Source organism: Nibribacter ruber, assembly GCF_009913235.1.
In the GTDB taxonomy this organism is placed as follows: Bacteria; Bacteroidota; Bacteroidia; order Cytophagales; family Hymenobacteraceae; genus Nibribacter; species Nibribacter ruber.
This window is the reverse complement of sequence record NZ_CP047897.1, coordinates 3,278,927-3,294,506: the sequence shown is the minus strand read 5'-3', so window position 1 is coordinate 3,294,506 and position 15,580 is coordinate 3,278,927. Positions and strand designations below refer to the sequence as shown.

At 51.4% G+C, this 15,580-nt stretch carries 14 protein-coding genes; 8 read left to right on the top strand and 6 right to left on the bottom strand.

Translation table 11 applies throughout. The annotated features are described in order from the left end of the window. Positions 1–52: 52 nt before the first annotated feature. Positions 53–1,720: an energy-dependent translational throttle protein EttA gene (gene ettA, locus GU926_RS13895; protein ID WP_160692895.1), complete on the bottom strand. Its 1,668-nt coding sequence runs from the start codon at positions 1,718–1,720 to the stop codon at positions 53–55. Between the two features lie 256 nt (positions 1,721–1,976). Here ettA and GU926_RS13890 point away from each other — a divergent pair, with 256 nt between their 5' ends. The 4 genes from GU926_RS13890 to GU926_RS13875 all read left to right on the top strand — a co-directional run bounded on the left by GU926_RS13890 (position 1,977) and on the right by GU926_RS13875 (position 5,398). Beyond that, entirely contained in the window at positions 1,977–3,293 is a 1,317-nt protein-coding gene (locus GU926_RS13890) for a DUF349 domain-containing protein (protein ID WP_160692893.1), read from the top strand. A 105-nt stretch (positions 3,294–3,398) separates the two neighbouring features. Then, positions 3,399–4,208 (top strand): outer membrane beta-barrel protein, encoded by an 810-nt coding sequence (locus GU926_RS13885; RefSeq protein ID WP_160692891.1) that lies wholly within the window; start codon positions 3,399–3,401, stop codon positions 4,206–4,208. Between the two features lie 150 nt (positions 4,209–4,358). Then, the gene (locus GU926_RS13880) at positions 4,359–4,580 is read left to right on the top strand and encodes a DUF2795 domain-containing protein (RefSeq protein ID WP_022821757.1); all 222 of its coding nucleotides are present in this window, start codon (positions 4,359–4,361) and stop codon (positions 4,578–4,580) included. A gap of 140 nt (positions 4,581–4,720) precedes the next feature. Then, complete coding sequence (locus GU926_RS13875; RefSeq protein WP_232058334.1) at positions 4,721–5,398, top strand: ABC transporter ATP-binding protein; 678 nt, start codon at positions 4,721–4,723, stop codon at positions 5,396–5,398. Positions 5,399–5,581: 183 nt separating this feature from the next. Here the strand turns inward: GU926_RS13875 and GU926_RS13870 are convergent, their stop codons facing one another. From GU926_RS13870 to queA, 5 genes are all read right to left on the bottom strand, one after another. Further along, positions 5,582–6,076 (bottom strand): GyrI-like domain-containing protein, encoded by a 495-nt coding sequence (locus tag GU926_RS13870; RefSeq protein WP_160692889.1) that lies wholly within the window; start codon positions 6,074–6,076, stop codon positions 5,582–5,584. Positions 6,077–6,111: 35 nt separating this feature from the next. Next, on the bottom strand, positions 6,112–6,819 hold the full coding sequence (locus GU926_RS13865) for a 2-C-methyl-D-erythritol 4-phosphate cytidylyltransferase (protein WP_160692887.1): 708 nt from the start codon (positions 6,817–6,819) through the stop codon (positions 6,112–6,114). Between the two features lie 127 nt (positions 6,820–6,946). Then, positions 6,947–7,402: a response regulator gene (locus tag GU926_RS13860; protein ID WP_160692885.1), complete on the bottom strand. Its 456-nt coding sequence runs from the start codon at positions 7,400–7,402 to the stop codon at positions 6,947–6,949. Then, positions 7,383–9,968 (bottom strand): PAS domain S-box protein, encoded by a 2,586-nt coding sequence (locus GU926_RS13855; RefSeq protein ID WP_160692883.1) that lies wholly within the window; start codon positions 9,966–9,968, stop codon positions 7,383–7,385. The genes GU926_RS13860 and GU926_RS13855 overlap by 20 nt, the downstream gene beginning before the upstream one ends. 331 nt (positions 9,969–10,299) lie before the next feature. After that, positions 10,300–11,346 (bottom strand): tRNA preQ1(34) S-adenosylmethionine ribosyltransferase-isomerase QueA, encoded by a 1,047-nt coding sequence (gene queA / locus GU926_RS13850; protein ID WP_160692881.1) that lies wholly within the window; start codon positions 11,344–11,346, stop codon positions 10,300–10,302. A 106-nt stretch (positions 11,347–11,452) separates the two neighbouring features. On the opposite strand from queA, the gene GU926_RS13845 reads away from it, so the two are divergent. From GU926_RS13845 to GU926_RS13830, 4 genes are all read left to right on the top strand, one after another. Further along, positions 11,453–12,706 (top strand): ABC transporter permease, encoded by a 1,254-nt coding sequence (locus tag GU926_RS13845; protein ID WP_160692878.1) that lies wholly within the window; start codon positions 11,453–11,455, stop codon positions 12,704–12,706. Positions 12,707–12,938: 232 nt separating this feature from the next. Beyond that, a complete protein-coding gene (locus GU926_RS13840) occupies positions 12,939–13,802 on the top strand; it encodes an LOG family protein (protein ID WP_160692876.1) in 864 nt (287 codons plus the stop codon). Between the two features lie 173 nt (positions 13,803–13,975). Further along, complete coding sequence (locus GU926_RS13835; RefSeq protein WP_160692874.1) at positions 13,976–14,716, top strand: hypothetical protein; 741 nt, start codon at positions 13,976–13,978, stop codon at positions 14,714–14,716. A gap of 66 nt (positions 14,717–14,782) precedes the next feature. Beyond that, a complete protein-coding gene (locus GU926_RS13830; protein ID WP_160692872.1) occupies positions 14,783–15,409 on the top strand; it encodes a PepSY-associated TM helix domain-containing protein in 627 nt (208 codons plus the stop codon). Positions 15,410–15,580 lie beyond the last annotated feature (171 nt).

Sequence of the window (15,580 nt, the reverse complement as noted above, 5' to 3'; positions counted from 1 at the left end):
CCGAAGACTTTCGTTTTCGGGCTCTTTTCTGGAAAATAAGTGAAAAACGGACTTAGTCCATCAGCTTCTTGTAGCGGATGCGCTTCGGCTCCACATCACCCAGGCGTTTCTTCTTCGCTTCTTCATAGTCTGAGAAGTTTCCTTCAAACCAGACTACTTGGGAGTCGCCCTCAAAGGCCAGGATGTGGGTGGCAATTCTATCCAAGAACCAGCGGTCGTGAGAGATGACTACGGCGCAACCCGCGAAGTTCTCCAACGCGTCTTCCAAAGCGCGGATGGCGTTCACGTCCAGGTCGTTGGTAGGTTCATCCAGAAGGAGCAAGTTGGCACCTTGCTTGAGGGTCATGGCCAGGTGCACGCGGTTACGCTCACCCCCAGACAGCACGCCTACTTTCTTCTCCTGGTCACCGCCACTAAAGTTGAACTTGCTCACATAGGCGCGGGCGTTCACTTGACGTCCGGCCAAAAGCATAGTCTCCGTACCACCCGAGATGGTCTCAAACACAGACTTGTTGGGGTCCAGGCTTTCGTGCTGCTGGTCTACGTAGGCGAATTCTACGGTTGGGCCCACGTTGATGGTACCAGCGTCTGGCGTTTCACGGCCCGTGATTAACCTAAACAAGGTAGATTTACCCGCACCATTCGGCCCGATGATGCCTACAATACCCGCTGGTGGCAAATTGAAAGTTAGGTCTTCAAAGAGGAGCTTGTCCCCGTAGGCCTTTTTCAGGTTTTCGGCTTCAATCACAACATTACCCAAACGCGGACCGTCTGGAATGAAGAGCTCCAGTCTTTGTTCTTTCTCTTTTGCTTCCTCAGAGGCCATTTTCTCATAATTGCCCAAACGCGCTTTAGACTTGGCCTGACGCGCCTTAGGCGACATGCGAGCCCACTCTAATTCACGCTGTAAGGTTTTCTGACGCTTGCTTTCGGTTTTCTCTTCCTTGGCCAAACGCTCAGACTTCTGCTCTAGCCAGCTGGTGTAGTTTCCTTTCCAGGGAATACCCTCGCCACGGTCCAATTCCAGAATCCAGCCGGCTACTTTATCTAAGAAGTATCTATCGTGGGTTACGGCTATGACGGTGCCTTTGTATTGTTGTAAGTGTTGCTCCAGCCACAGAACAGATTCGGCGTCCAAGTGGTTGGTAGGTTCATCTAGGAGCAACACGTCTGGCTCTTGCAACAGCAGGCGGCAAAGGGCTACGCGACGTTTCTCACCACCAGACAGGTTACCAATGATAGCCTCAGAGGGCGGTGTGCGCAGGGCGTCCATGGCGCGCTCCAGTTTGCTGTCCAGTTCCCAGGCACCTAAATGGTCCAGGCGTTCCTGCACTTCGCCCTGGCGGGCAATGAGCTTGTCAAAGTCGGCGTCTTCTTGGGCAAAAGCCTCGTTGATTTCGTCAAACTCCTTTAAGAGGGCCACCGTTTCGGCTACGCCTTCCTGCACAATCTCCATCACGGTTTTGGTGGGGTCTAGCTGCGGTTCCTGCTCCAGGTAACCCACAGAATAGCCCGGCGAGAACGCCACTTCGCCTTGATAGGCTTTGTCTACGCCGGCAATCACCTTTAAGAGGGAAGACTTACCAGAGCCGTTGAGGCCCAGCACGCCAATTTTGGCCCCGTAGAAGAAAGAGAGGTAAATGTTTTTAAGAACTTGTTTCTGGGGTGGGTAAATCTTGCTTACCCCCGCCATGGAGAAGATGATGGTTTCGTTGCTCATGAACCTATTGCTATGGTTAGATACTGGTGCTTAGCGGCTAAGAAATCGTTTTTGACCTGTTTTCACAAAAATAGCCTAAAAACGCACTGGAACATTCATCCTCAGAAATCAGTATGTATGCAGACGTCCGGCTTGGAATGTTGTTGCCTAGGCTCGCAAATATCGCAATTTTGGCGGTGCGGGGTTATGAAAATTGACGGCAATTCATAAACTTGTAGGAAAATAGACTATCCATTTTTAGAAAATTATCCAGTTGATGGAAACCAAAGATTTGTCTGAGGAAGCCCATAAGTTCGGCTACGTGGAGGGAACCCAGGTATGGCTTAAGCCATTCATGAATTTCCCGGCCCGCCAGGTAGGCGAAGTAAAGGAGGTGCCCGAAGATTCCCTGCTCTACTTTGCCAACCGTTTTGAGAACTTTAGACAGAAGGTGGACCATCTGCTGGAGAAAATAGAGACCTCTGAGAACAAAGGTTCCTTCCTGATGAAAGTCCTGCACCTGAAAGAACAGGTGGAGAAATATGACGCCATTGGGGACTTTGAGGCCCTGCACCACCGCCTCACCGCGGCCGAAGAAGAGATTAAGACTGCCATTGCCCGCAACCGCGACAAGAACCTTTCTACCAAGGTAACCCTCATTCAGCAAGCCGAGGAGCTCATCAACAGCATTGACTGGCAGGAGACCTCAGACAAGCTCAAGGAGATGCGCCAGACCTGGATCAAGACCGGTCCTGTAGAAAAAAACCTGACCGACGAGCTGGAGGAGCGCTTTAGAACCGCCGTAGAGGCTTTCTTTACCCGCAAAAAGGAGTTCTTCCAGGACAAGAAGGACATGCTCTCCCGCACGGTAGACAAGTACAAGGCGTTGATTGCCCAGTCTGAGGCCGTGAAGAACTCTGAGGAATGGGAAGAGACCAGCAAGAAACTCAAAGACCTGCAGAACCAGTGGAAAGAGATTGGGGGCACTCTGCCCCGCAAGATGTCCAATGACCTCTGGAACAGCTTCAGGGCGGCCAACAACCATTTCTTTGAGCGTCTTAAAAAGCATATCAACAGCCAGAAGACCGAGTCCAAGGACAAATACCTGGAAGACAACCTGGCCCGGAAAAAATCTTTGGTAGCCGAAGCCGAGGAACTTCTGGAGCGACCCACCTCAGAAGCCGTCTCGCGCGCCAAAGAACTGCAGGCCGCCTGGAAGAAGGTGGGCCCCGTAAAACAGGACGAGTCTGACGCCGTTTGGGAAAGTTTCCTGGTGGCGTGTGACAAGATCTTTGAGATGAGTAGCTTGGAGCACTACATGCGCAAGCGTCCCTTACCAGAAGGCAAGAATTCTGAAAACGACCAGGTTCATGCCCGCATCAACGCGCTGCGTGAGTTCATCAAGTCAGACAAAGCCGAGCTGGAGGTGTTGCAAACCAACCTGGACCGCCTGCACCCTAACCAGAGCAATGAAACCTTCCGAAACATGCTGGAAGGAAAGATTAAGAATTTCAACCGGAAACTGCGCACCAAAAACGAGCTGATTGAGCTCCTGAAGAAAAGAACTACTTCTAGCAGTAACAAAACAGCCTAAGTTCATCGTAAGCCGTTTGAGTTAAACCTGGAGCATCTTTAACGTTTTGTTTCGCCCGCGAATCCAAATTTTAAACAGGCTCTTAAAAACCAAACGGCTTACACTATGAAAAAATACCTTTTACTCCCCTTCCTCGTTTTACCATTTCTGTCTCAGGCCCAAAGCACCAAGGGTCCTTACGTGGGCGTGACCACGCAGGTCCAGAACACTTGGATCATCAATGATGAGCAGTACGAAGACGTCAACTACAAGCATAAATTCACCACCAAGTGGGCACCTTTTGGCATTACCGCTGGCTACAAGTTCAATGAGAACCACAACCTGCAGGTAGAGCTCATCCGGTCCAAGCAGGGCGAGAACTTTGACATTGTAGACGTGAACGGTGACAAGACCGGCGAAAAGGAAATTGAGCTGGTGTACTGGAACGTGCCCTTGCTCTTCAAATACACCACCACCGGCCGCCTGCGCTTTAACTTTCACTTCGGGCCGCAGGTGAGCTTTCTGCAAAAAGGCACTGAAACCAACCGCTTGAGCCGGGCCGGCACCTACTCCCAAAAAGGAGACCAGTTCAACGTGCCGGGCGGCACGTTCCTGCTGGCCAGTTATGACGAAGAGGACCGCCAGAAAGACAGCCGAGTGGGCACCTTCAACCAATATGACGCCGGTATTGCCGCGGGCTCTGGCGTAGAGTTTGACGTTAATTCCAACACCTACCTCAGTGTTAACCTGCGTGGGCATTATAATTTTGTGAACATCAGAAAAGAAGAAAACATCAATGACAAGACGCTGCCCGAAGCGCAAAGAAGAGACCCAGACTGGTACAACCTGCGCCAGAACCTGGTGATTGGCGTACAGGTGGGCGTGCATTTCCTGTTCAACACCGGCGACGGCACCAGCCCCGCCCGCCACGAGTAGGAAAATATTCTGTAAAATCTCAACATTTTTGCGCCTCTCGCGTTGTGCAAATATCCATTCCCGCTACAGCTTTGCTGAGAAGGGTTTGATTTGTCAATCTAAATTCTATTTTTGCAACAATTAACAGCTATACTTTAAGGAGATTTTACTATGTATTGGACACTGGAACTAGCCTCTTACCTGGAAGACGCACCATGGCCGGCCACCAAGGATGAACTGATTGACTACTCTATCCGTTCGGGTGCGCCCATGGAAGTGGTAGAAAACCTGCAGGCTTTGGAAGACGATGGTCAGCCATACGAGAGCATTGAGGAGGTTTGGCCGGACTACCCGACCAAAGAGGACTTCATGTTCAACGAGGACGAATACTAATATTTTAATTAGAAATTATGAATTAGAAATTAGAAATGAGCCTTTGTGCTTCTCTCCTATTTCTAATTTTTAATTTCTAATTTCTAATTGATTTGGCCATTTTAGAGATAAGAGAATTGGTTGCGGGGTACGCGGAGCGCGTGCTAATCCGCAACCTTTCTTTTTTGGTGCCTAGCCCAACGTTCATTGCCATCATTGGGCACAATGGCAGTGGCAAGTCAACTTTGTTAAAGGCCTTGACCGGGCAGATTCCTTATAAGGGACAAGTATTGGTACAGGGCCAGCCCTTGCCCACGCGCACCGGCGCCATGGCCCGCACGCTTTCCTACCTTCCGCAGAAGAACAACGTGGCCTTCCCTATCCTGGCGCGCGAATTGGTAGTGATGGGGCTTTTCAGGCAGAAGCGATTATTAGAGCCGTATGGCGCCACAGACTACCAATACGTAGAAGACGTGCTGGCGCAGCTGCATATTTCACACTTGGGCAACAGAACCTTCACAGACCTTTCTGGCGGTGAGCAGCAGTTGGTCTGGCTGGCCCAGTTGATGTTGCAAGACGCACCCCTGGCGCTGTTGGATGAACCCACTCAACAACTGGATGTATACCACAAAAAACGTGTCTTTGATTTGATGACCTCCTGGGTGCAGGAACAACAGAAGACCGTGCTCTGCATTACCCATGATCTGTTGAACCTCCTGCCGCTAGACGGGTACATACTCAACCTCTCCCAACCCAACCCGCAGCTGGAAAAGATAAGCCCCGAGACCGTACTGGCCCACCAACACTATCTGGAACACAAAGAAGTACCCGTGCAATAAGCTTTCATCTGGTGTCACTTCTGTGACCTCTTCGATTGCAAGCGGTAGAGCCGCTGCTTGTTGTAGCTTTGGCATCAAACTTCTCGTCTCCGCTGCTGTCTGTTTATAGCAAGGGCCGTTTTTAGGCTATTTCCCAGAAAACAGGGCAAAAACGAACCCTCCTTGTCATCTGGCACTGCCGGCTTAAAGCGAAAGAGCTTCCCGTACAGGCACCCAAATCTCTTCTTCAGAATCTGGATGCAGATGTCCCAGGTACTTAGGCCCCATCACTTCAAAATGCGGCCTGTGATCCAGCACGAAGCCTGAAGTGGGTAACCAGACCCCAAAAATGTACTGGGCCGTTTTATAAAACTCATGCGAAGGGCCCTTGTGTACAAACACGGCATACTTTCCGGCGGGCACCATCAATGTATCAAAGCCAGTCACTTCTTGGTGGGCCGCTACTTCTACCGCCGCCCATTTCTCAAAAACGGCAGATGGTTGCGGAGTCTCCAGAAAATAGCCTTCTGGGTATACCTCCACTGAATACAACTCCTGCCCTATGCTGTTTGCAATATGCTTGCGGCGCGGCATAAACTGTCCCCATAAGGCGGGCGCGCTGTCCTCTGCCAACGTGGTGTTGATACGCAAACCTACCAGCACCTTCTCGGGTAGATCTACTATTCCAGGAGTTTCCATAAGGTAGAATGGGAAAGTGTACGGAGGATGGGTGTTTATTGCTTCTGGCCTGCTTGCTCTGCCGCCAAAAAGGCCTCCGCCAAAAGCATATCTTCTGGGGTGGTGAGCTTTATGTTCTGGTAGGCCCCTTCCACCAGATGAATCTTATGCCCAAACTTCTCCACCACAGAGGCATCATCGGTGAACTGAGCGCTCTCCGTCTGTTCATACGCCCGGCGCAGAAGCGGCAGCCTGAAGCACTGCGGCGTCTGCACCAGCCGGTAGGCGTTTCTATTCACGGCTTTGGAGGCGGCGCCCGTCACTCTTCTAATAGAGTCTTTCAATGGCACAGTCACTACCGCGGTTCCTTTGTCATGGGCCGTCTCAAAAGCGGTGCGTATGATTTCCTGGGTCACAAACGGCCGAACGCCGTCATGCACCGCCACCACTCCGTCTTCAAATGACCTCAGAGCGGCCAACCCATTCTGCACCGACTGAAACCGGGTTTTGCCACCGGCCACCACATTGTGCTTTACCTTGAAGTCATGCTGCAAACAGAGCTCTTGCCAGGTAGGGATTTCAGCGGCGGGCAATACCAGCACAATTGGCATGTGCGCGTCATAGGCTTGAAACCGAAGCAGCGTGTGCATGAGCACGGGCAAGCCGCCCACCGGCAGAAACTGCTTGGGCACCTGCGCCTGCATGCGGCTGCCAGAGCCGCCGGCCACCACTACGGCATATGTAGGAAAGTCTTGTTCTTGCATGACGCTGCAAGATAGCTAAACCTAAGAAGGTAGCTAGAAGGCGAACCGTTTTTGGCCTGTTTTCCAGGAAATAGCCCAAAAACGACCATGGTCAAGAAGACATGTCCCCAGGCAAGGCATCTACTTGCTATCCCTGAAATACAGACTGCAGTTTTTTGTTGATGCGTAGTCCCTGGATGGAATCATCATTGAGGGGCTTGTTGAGGAAGTCTGCCACAAAATCATACTGCCGGGCGCGTAGAAAATCTTGGGGGTCAATGGAAGAGGAAAGCACCACCACGCGGGTCTCTGGAAACAGCGCTTGGTAGTCTTGCGAGAAGCCTTCCAGAAAATCCCAGCCGTTCATGACCGGCATGTTCAGGTCCAGGAACACCAGGGAAGGCGCTTTGATGGCCAGCCCTTGTTCCAGGTCCTCGGCATAGTTGGCAAATAAATCAAGCCCTTGCTTGCCGTTGGTGAGTTTTAGCACCTGCCGGGTAAAATCATTCTGCTCTATGATAAACTCACAGAGCAGGAGCGTGATTTCGTCATCGTCAATCAATAACACCTTCTCCACCATTTCCTTACCGCGCCTTGAATTCAATCACAAAGGTTGTTCCTTCATTAACTTCACTGGTCACCAGAATATTGCCTCCCATGGCCTTTACTTGTGAATGTACTATGTACAGCCCCAGCCCTTTGCTGTCTGGGTTGTCATGGAAGCGCTGGTACAGGCCAAAGATACGGTCTCTGTAGCGGTTTAAATCTATTCCAAGGCCATTATCTGTGAAAGTGAGCACCAGGGCATCTGGGGTGCGCTCTGTTTTCACCTGTACGCGCAGCGGCCGCTGGGGAGAACGGTACTTGATGGCGTTGGAAAGCAGGTTCAATAAGATGCTGTGCAGGTAGCCGGCGTTAAAGTGCACCTCATCCCCGGCGGTGAAGTCCCGGTGCACCTGGCCCTGCACTTCTTGCAGGAGCCGGTCCAGGGAGTTCTGCACTCTGGTGTAGGCTTCTGATAGAGAAAGCGGTTCTTTCTGGAGGACCACGTTGTTCTTGATGACCAGAATCTCCAGCAGGTCGTCAATGATGTGGTTCAGCTGCACGGTAGATTCCTTGAACTTCTCAATGAGCACCCGGTTTCTGCCCTCTGGGATGGCCTGCATGTCTATCAGGTTGGAGATGCCCACCAAGTTAGAGAGCGGCGCGCGCAGGTTATGAGACGTGATGAAGGAGAATTGCTTTAAATCTGCGTTGTTCTGGGTGAGTTCGGCAATGAGGACCTCGCGCTCTGCCTGATAGTTCTTACGAGCTGTTATGTCCTGGTGCACGAACAGCCAATGGGCATGCTCACCGGTTTTGTTGTAGATAGGAATAGCCTCCAGGTGCGCCCAGTACTTCTCTCCGTTCTTTTTGTAGTTGATCAGTTCAATCTCACAGGGCGTACCCGTCTGGATTGCCTGCTCCAGCTGGAAGAGAGCCTCTCCCTGGGCGGCATCCACTATGGGACCGCCCAGCATTTTGAGCTCCTTGCCCAACACGTCTTCTGCTGTGTAGCCGGTTACCTGCGTAAAGGCCGGGTTCACGAAAATGGTCTCCAGCAGGCCGCCCGGCACGGCAGGCACCTTGCTCACGGCAATGGAATCTTTGGCGTTGGTGATCACAGACTCCAGCAGGCGCAGCTGTTGCTCCTCGGCCTTTTTCTGGGTGATGTCTGTGAGCAGCACAAAGAACATGTCTACCTCTGCGTTGGCGTCCTCCAGGGGCTGTATCTGCAACCTAAACCAATACGGCTGTTTGGTTTTGGAGTACTGCATCAGTTCGCACTCAAATGGCTGACGGCTGTCCATGTGGGCGTGCACCTGGTCAATGGTAGCCAAGTCGGTATCGGGGCCGTTCATGAGGCTGCTGGGGGTCTTGCCTTTTACTTCGTCCAGGGTCCAGCCCATCATTCTGGTAAAGGCGTCATTGATCCAGTGCAGGGCACCGTCCAGGTGAATGATGAGCACCCCGTTGATGGTTTCCTTGGCAATGAAGGAGAGTTTGCGCAGTTCCTGCTCGGCCTTTTTCCGTTCTGTGATGTTCTGCACCGCGCCTACCATCCTGGTGGCCTTACCGGCATCGTCCCGTATGATGAAGCCGCGCTCTTCAATGAACACGGTAGTGCCATCGCTTCTCAGGGACCGGTATTCAATCTGCCACTTATCTGACTGGCTGTCCTGCAAGGCGGTTTCTAGCGAGGCGATAATGCGGTCTCTGTCTAAAGGGTGCAGCAGGCTGGTCCAAAAGGCAATGGTAGAAGTCTGCGGAGTGCGCTCCACGCCAAATACTTTCTCAAACCCTACGCCCCAGTACAGGCTGTTGGTGACCACGTCCCAGTCATAGATGGCGTCATGGGTGGCCGAGGTGGCAAAATGGTACCGCTCATTGCTGTGGCGCAGCGCCTCTTCGGCTAGCTTGTTCTCCAGAATGAGCTGCAGCAAGTTCTTGATGCTCTCCAGGGAGCTTTCTTCGGCGGGGGTAGGCGCCTTTATTTGTTTGTAGTACACGGCCAGCGTGCCCAATACCTGCTGGGTGGAGCCTTTAATGGGGAAAGACCAGCTGGCTTTCAGGCCATAGGGCAGCGCCAAGTCTTTGTAGTCTTCCCAACGCCGGTCATTGGCTATGTCTACGGCTATTATCTTCTCTTTGACAAAAGCCGCCGTGCCGCAGGAGCCCACGTTGTCTCCAATGGTAGAACCGTTGAGCAGGTCACAATAGCTCTGGGGCAGGCTGGGCGCGGCAAAACTGTAGAGCTTGTCGCCTTCCAGCCGCATAAAGGACATGAGCATACCCCTGTGTATCTTCTCAATGCCAGAAAGGTAGAAGGTAATGGTGTCTTTGAGCGAGTATTTGGGCGAGGCGTTCATCTCCAGCACTTCTTTGCCTAAGCGCTCCAGAGAGACAATGCGTTGGTACTCGTTGAGGTCCAGCTCTTGTTGGGCCGCCGTACCCGGAGACTGCAGAATGCCATGCTCAGTGAACAGGTACAACTCGCCTTTGGCCAGATACAATTCTTCCTGCAGCTGCTGAAGGCGCTTTTTGGCGGCCTCCAGCTCTTTCACCAAGTCCTGTTTCTGGCTTTTCCTGGTCCCGGAGGGAGTGGAAAGAAGAGCGTCATCTGCAAACATATACCTTACCTATATTACCTCTACACTAAAATAGAGGGCCGCGTTCCTTCTTTGCCCGTTGAGCGGCAGAAAAAGGCTTACTGGTCTGTTCAAGGGGGATAGTCACAGGCCGGGCACAGCCCAACATCACCTCTGCCAACCAACCTACACTATCTGCGGTGAGGCCGCCTCAGAAATAACCCTATAAAGGTACAGCCTCTTGCCAGCCCCTGCAAAGAAGCAGATTTATTTTTTACAACCGCTAACCGCTTGAGAATAAAACAAAAACGCCCTGACCAAGGCCAGGGCGTTTTTGGGTTGTTTTCGCCAAAAGAGGCTAAAAACGGAATATTTACAGAATCAACATCACGTCACCGTAGCTGAAGAACTTATACTCTTCCTTGATGGCGGTTCTGTAGGCTTCCATGACCAGGTCATAGCCGCCAAAGGCCGCTGCCATCATGAGCAGCGTAGACTCCGGCATGTGGAAGTTGGTGATTAAGCTGTTGGCGATTTTGAAGTCATACGGAGGGAAGATGAACTTGTCCGTCCAGCCTTCATTGGGCTTCAGGCGGCTGTTGGCAGACACCGAAGACTCCATGGCGCGCATAGACGTGGTACCAATGGCACACACGCGTTTCTTGGCGTCCAGGGCTTTGTTGACCACGTTGGCGGTCTCCTCCGTCACGAAGAACTGCTCAGAGTCCATCTTGTGCTTGGTCAGGTCTTCTACGTCTACCGGACGGAAAGTACCCAAACCTACGTGCAAGGTGATAGGCGCCACGTCCACGCCTTTCAACTCCAGGCGCTTCAACACCTCTTTGGTGAAGTGCAGACCGGCGGTTGGGGCGGCCACGGCGCCGGTGATCTCTGCGTACACCGTCTGGTAACGCTCTTGGTCTTCTGGCTCTGGCTCGCGCTTGATGTATTTAGGCAAGGGGGTCTCGCCTAGGTCATGAATGGTCTTGTAGAACTCCTCATCCGTGCCGTCAAACAAGAACTTGATGGTACGGCCTCTAGAGGTAGTGTTGTCAATGACTTCGGCTACCAGGTCGCTTTCCCCAAAATAGAGTTTGTTGCCTACCCGTATCTTGCGCGCCGGGTCTACCAGTACGTCCCACAGGTGAATGCGCTTGTCCAGTTCACGTAGCAAGAACACCTCAATCTTGGCACCGGTCTTCTCCTTATTGCCGTACATGCGCGCCGGAAACACTTTGGTGTTGTTGGTCACCATCACGTCGCCTTCGTCAAAATAGCCAATAATGTCTTTGAAGATTTTGTGCTCAATCTTGCCACTGTCACGGTGCAGGACCATCATGCGGGCCTCGTCGCGATTGGTGGCCGGGTGAGTGGCCAATAGATCTTCTGGCAACTCAAATCTGAACTCTGATAACTTCATATTTAATATTACGGTATTAAAATATCTACAAAAATAGAGGGCAAAGGTAGGCAGATTGTCTTAATTTATTTTACTTTTAGCCAACTAAGTTACTATAAGGAGTAGAATGATCTATTTACGTCTGGTTTTTGAAAGTTTACGCTTCGCGATGCAGGCCCTGAGGTCCAATCTGTTGCGTACGTTACTCTCATTGCTGGGCGTGACCATAGGCATTTTTGCCATCATCTCTGTTTTTACGGTGGTGGACTCTTTAGAGCGAAGCATTAGGCAGAGCATGAGCTTTGTAGGCGAGCGCATCATCTACATTGAAAAGTGGCCCTGGATTTTTAAAGGCGATGACATGCCCTGGTGGGAGTACATGAAGCGCCCACCCGCCACCGTGCGCGAGTACCGCTACTTAGATGAAACCTTAGAGAACGACGAGGGCGTGGCCATTGTGTCCCGGCGCGGCGGCAATACCTTTAAGTACCTCAACAACAGCATGACCGGCATTATGATGCAGGGCGTGTCTTTAAACTTTAACCAGGTGGCCGAGGTGCCCATACAAATAGGCCGTTTTTTCACGCAACAAGAGATAGAAGGCTCCCGCAACGTGATCATCATTGGCCATGAGGTGGCCCAGAACCTGTTTCCGCAGGGCAACGGGGTAGGAAAAACCATCAAAGTAGCGGGCCAGCGGTTTACGGTCATCGGTATCATGGAGAAACAGGGTGCCGGTCTGTTTGAAGGTCTGCCCACCAATGACAAGAACTCCTACGTGCCGTTTGGTGCGTTTGGGAAGATGTTTGCCGGCGGCCCCAGAGGCGTGCAGCCGTCGCTCATGATCAAAGGCCGGGTAGACGACCCTGGCCTCAAGAACCTGGAGTATGAGGTGCGCGGCAAAATGCGCACCATACGGGGCTTAAAGCCTTACCAAGATGATAGCTTTGCCGTGAACCGCTCAGAGATGATGCAGGACGAGATCAGCAACCTGTTCTCCATCATTGGTCTGGCAGGCTGGGTGATTGGCGGCTTCTCCATCTTGGTGGGCGGCTTTGGTATTGCCAACATCATGTTCGTGTCTGTGAAAGAGCGCACCAACATCATAGGCATTCAAAAATCTCTGGGGGCTAAGAACTTCTTCATCTTGTTCCAGTTCCTGTTTGAGTCTGTGTTCCTGAGTTTGATTGGCGGTGGCGTGGGCATCTTGTTGGTGTCTCTGATCACCTTCATTCCCATGGGAACGCTGGAAATTATCCTTACGCCCGGCAACATCCTGTTAGGGTTGGGCGTATCGGTCGTGATCGGGGTCCTGTCGGGTATCATCCCGGCGGTGATTGCTTCCCACCTTGACCCCGTGGTGGCCATCCGGTCAAAATAACGTCCCTGGATCTTAGTGTGAAACGCTTCTGCTGGATCTTGGAAAAGGTCCTGCCGGTGTCTGCGTCTCACATTTTTGTTTCAGGCAACCCTAACCAAAGGCGCACCGGCCTCTATCTGTGCACGCTACCGGCTTTCTCCCCGCGGGGCCAGAGGCCAACATCCTATTGTAGTACCCGCTCTGTTTTTGGCGTATTTTCCAGAAAACAGGGCAAAAACGATTGAAAGCTATTATGACGAAGTTGAGAAAAACCAGCAAAACCAAGTTGCAAGACGAGGTAAGCAACGTGGGCAGTGGCCAGACCATTGTTCAACCAGATGCCAATGACAACAAAGCAAGCTCTCTGCAAGAGGCCAAAAAGCTAGCCAAGCGCGAGGTGCCCCAGATCTCTGAGGATGACAAGCGCATTAGAGAGGCGTTCACAGACAAGAACTGGAACGAGATTAAAATAGCCGACTCCTGGCAGATCTTCAAGGTGATGTCTGAGTTTGTGGAAGGCTTTGAGAAGATGGCCAAGATTGGACCTTGCGTGTCTATCTTCGGCAGTGCCCGTACCAAGGCAGACAACCCTTATTACATCATGGCAGAGGAGATTGCCGCCAAGCTGGTACGCCATGGTTACGGCGTGATCACGGGCGGTGGACCGGGCATCATGGAAGCCGGTAACAAAGGTGCGCACTCAGAAGGCGGACGATCTGTGGGCTTGAACATCCACTTGCCGTTTGAGCAGTTCAACAACATTTACATTGACCCAGACAAGCTCATCAACTTTGACTACTTCTTTGTGCGCAAGGTGATGTTTGTGAAATACGCTCAGGGCTTCATTGGCATGCCCGGTGGTTTTGGAACGTTGGACGAGTTGTTTGAAGCCATCACCCTCATCCAGACCAAGAAAATTGGCCGTTTCCCTATTGTGTTGGTGGGCAAAGCCTACTGGCAGGGCATGTTTGACTGGATCAGAGACGTCATGTTGCACCAGGAAAGCAACATCAGCCCAGAAGACATGGACCTGGTACACCTGGTAGACAACGCCACTGACGCCGTAAAGGTGATTGACGATTTCTACAGCAAGTACCTGTTGTCTCCCAACTTCTAGGAGAGAAATCATTACGGGCCATTTTTGGCCTGTTTTCCAGAAAAGAGCCCGAAAACGAAAGTTTCGGGCTCTTTTGGTTTTGTGCAATTGGCTGATGTTATTAAATAAGCTCGGCTTACTTATGGAAATGATGGCAAGCGTGCATCTTCCAATCACTCACCTACCTCACTCCTATGAGAAACGCTCTACTCCTCTCCCTTAGCTTTCTGCTCTTACTTTCCTGCCAACAGCCTCAGCCGCCTAAACTCATCTTGAAGGAGTGTACCTACCAGACCAGCAACCCTACGTTGCAATTATACAATGATGTGTTGATTGAACTGGTGGAAAACAATTTCTACCACCTGTATTTGGGAGAAAGTTTTGTAGACTCTGTAAGTGAGATACATAACTTATATGAACCAGAAGACTCAACCAAGACCTATGAAAAACTCAGAAAGGTCTATGCCTTATACAGCCAACGCCAGCGTGCCATTTTTAAACGGCCAGAAAAATGGTGTACGCTTTACCTTGACACCACCTGGAATGGCAAGCACCACTTTGAGGACATGCTTAGATATTACGCGAAAGACAGCACAGAACGGTTTTTTAGGCGTCACTTCGGTTTTGAAGCACCGGATTGGAAACCTCATTATCTCTATACCCTGCAAACTCAGCAGACAGATTTCACGGCCAAAGACTTTTCAACGTGCACGTTCAAAGTAGCAGACATCAAAGACTACAGACGGGATAAGAACAACTGCGAAGTAGGCCGCATGCAGTTCTCAAAAGTGATTTATAATAAAGATCAGACCAAAGCCTGGCTGTATTATGAATTCCACTGCGATGGCAATTGCGGCACAGGCGATGTGTTAACGGTAGAGAAAGTGAAGAATAAATGGGTAATTAAAAAGACAGCTGGCCAATGGATCTCTTAGATGTTTGCCATCTTTGCATGAAAGCCGCTGTTTTTGCGTTAGTCTATAAAGCCGGTTTTACGCCTCATGACCACAGACAGTACCAAAAGACAGAAACAGGCGCGCGTCTTGCGCGATTTTAGAAAAGTGCACCGTCTCACGGGAGCCTTACTGTTTGTGTTCTTCTTTGTCATTTCCATCACAGGCCTGCTGCTGGGCTGGAAGAAGCACACGGGCGGCCTCCTTCTGGCTAAAACCCACGCTGGCTCTTCAACCAACCTGCAAGACTGGCTCCCCGTGGACAGCCTCACCCAGAGCGCCTTTCAAACCATGCAAGACTCCCTGGGCAGAAACGCTTCTAGCCTAACCCTTGACCGTATTGACATGCGACCAGACAAGGGCACCGTTAAATTCCTGTTTGTGGAAGACTATCTGGGCGTGCAGCTGGACGCCGCCACCGGCAAAGCTCTGCACCTGGAGACCCGCCGCGCCGATTTTGTTGAGCACCTGCATGACGGTACCATTCTGGACCGAATCTTTGGCCTGGACAGCGGCACGTTAAAGGTCATGTACAGCACCATCATGGGCTTGGCCCTGCTTATCTTCACCATAACAGGCTTCTGGCTCTGGTACGGACCAAAACGTATGAAGCAAGGGGCAGTTCCTTCTTCTTCAAAAAGTGCCAAGCCCGCCAGGCCGATGCGCGCAAAATAATCCCTTCCTACCCTATCCTCGTTCTAAAGCTGGGGATAATCCAGAAAAGGCGTTTTTGGCTCATTTTCAGGAAAACAGGCTAAAACCATAAGTGATTGAGAATGTGCGCTAAAAAGCATTGACGGGTGTTTCAATTGCCCCTCGGCTTTCTTAGATTTGTCACCCCAATTC

What these genes read in the sequence shown, in the direction of transcription:
- ettA (WP_160692895.1), bottom strand. Translation starts at nt 1,720, where the DNA reads ATGAGCAACGAAACCATCATCTTCTCCATGGCGGGGGTAAGCAAGATT.
- GU926_RS13890 (WP_160692893.1), top strand. Translation starts at nt 1,977, where the DNA reads ATGGAAACCAAAGATTTGTCTGAGGAAGCCCATAAGTTCGGCTACGTG.
- GU926_RS13885 (WP_160692891.1), top strand. Translation starts at nt 3,399, where the DNA reads ATGAAAAAATACCTTTTACTCCCCTTCCTCGTTTTACCATTTCTGTCT.
- GU926_RS13880 (WP_022821757.1), top strand. Translation starts at nt 4,359, where the DNA reads ATGTATTGGACACTGGAACTAGCCTCTTACCTGGAAGACGCACCATGG.
- GU926_RS13870 (WP_160692889.1), bottom strand. Translation starts at nt 6,076, where the DNA reads ATGGAAACTCCTGGAATAGTAGATCTACCCGAGAAGGTGCTGGTAGGT.
- GU926_RS13865 (WP_160692887.1), bottom strand. Translation starts at nt 6,819, where the DNA reads ATGCAAGAACAAGACTTTCCTACATATGCCGTAGTGGTGGCCGGCGGC.
- GU926_RS13855 (WP_160692883.1), bottom strand. Translation starts at nt 9,968, where the DNA reads ATGTTTGCAGATGACGCTCTTCTTTCCACTCCCTCCGGGACCAGGAAA.
- queA (WP_160692881.1), bottom strand. Translation starts at nt 11,346, where the DNA reads ATGAAGTTATCAGAGTTCAGATTTGAGTTGCCAGAAGATCTATTGGCC.
- GU926_RS13845 (WP_160692878.1), top strand. Translation starts at nt 11,453, where the DNA reads ATGATCTATTTACGTCTGGTTTTTGAAAGTTTACGCTTCGCGATGCAG.
- GU926_RS13840 (WP_160692876.1), top strand. Translation starts at nt 12,939, where the DNA reads ATGACGAAGTTGAGAAAAACCAGCAAAACCAAGTTGCAAGACGAGGTA.
- GU926_RS13835 (WP_160692874.1), top strand. Translation starts at nt 13,976, where the DNA reads ATGAGAAACGCTCTACTCCTCTCCCTTAGCTTTCTGCTCTTACTTTCC.
- GU926_RS13830 (WP_160692872.1), top strand. Translation starts at nt 14,783, where the DNA reads ATGACCACAGACAGTACCAAAAGACAGAAACAGGCGCGCGTCTTGCGC.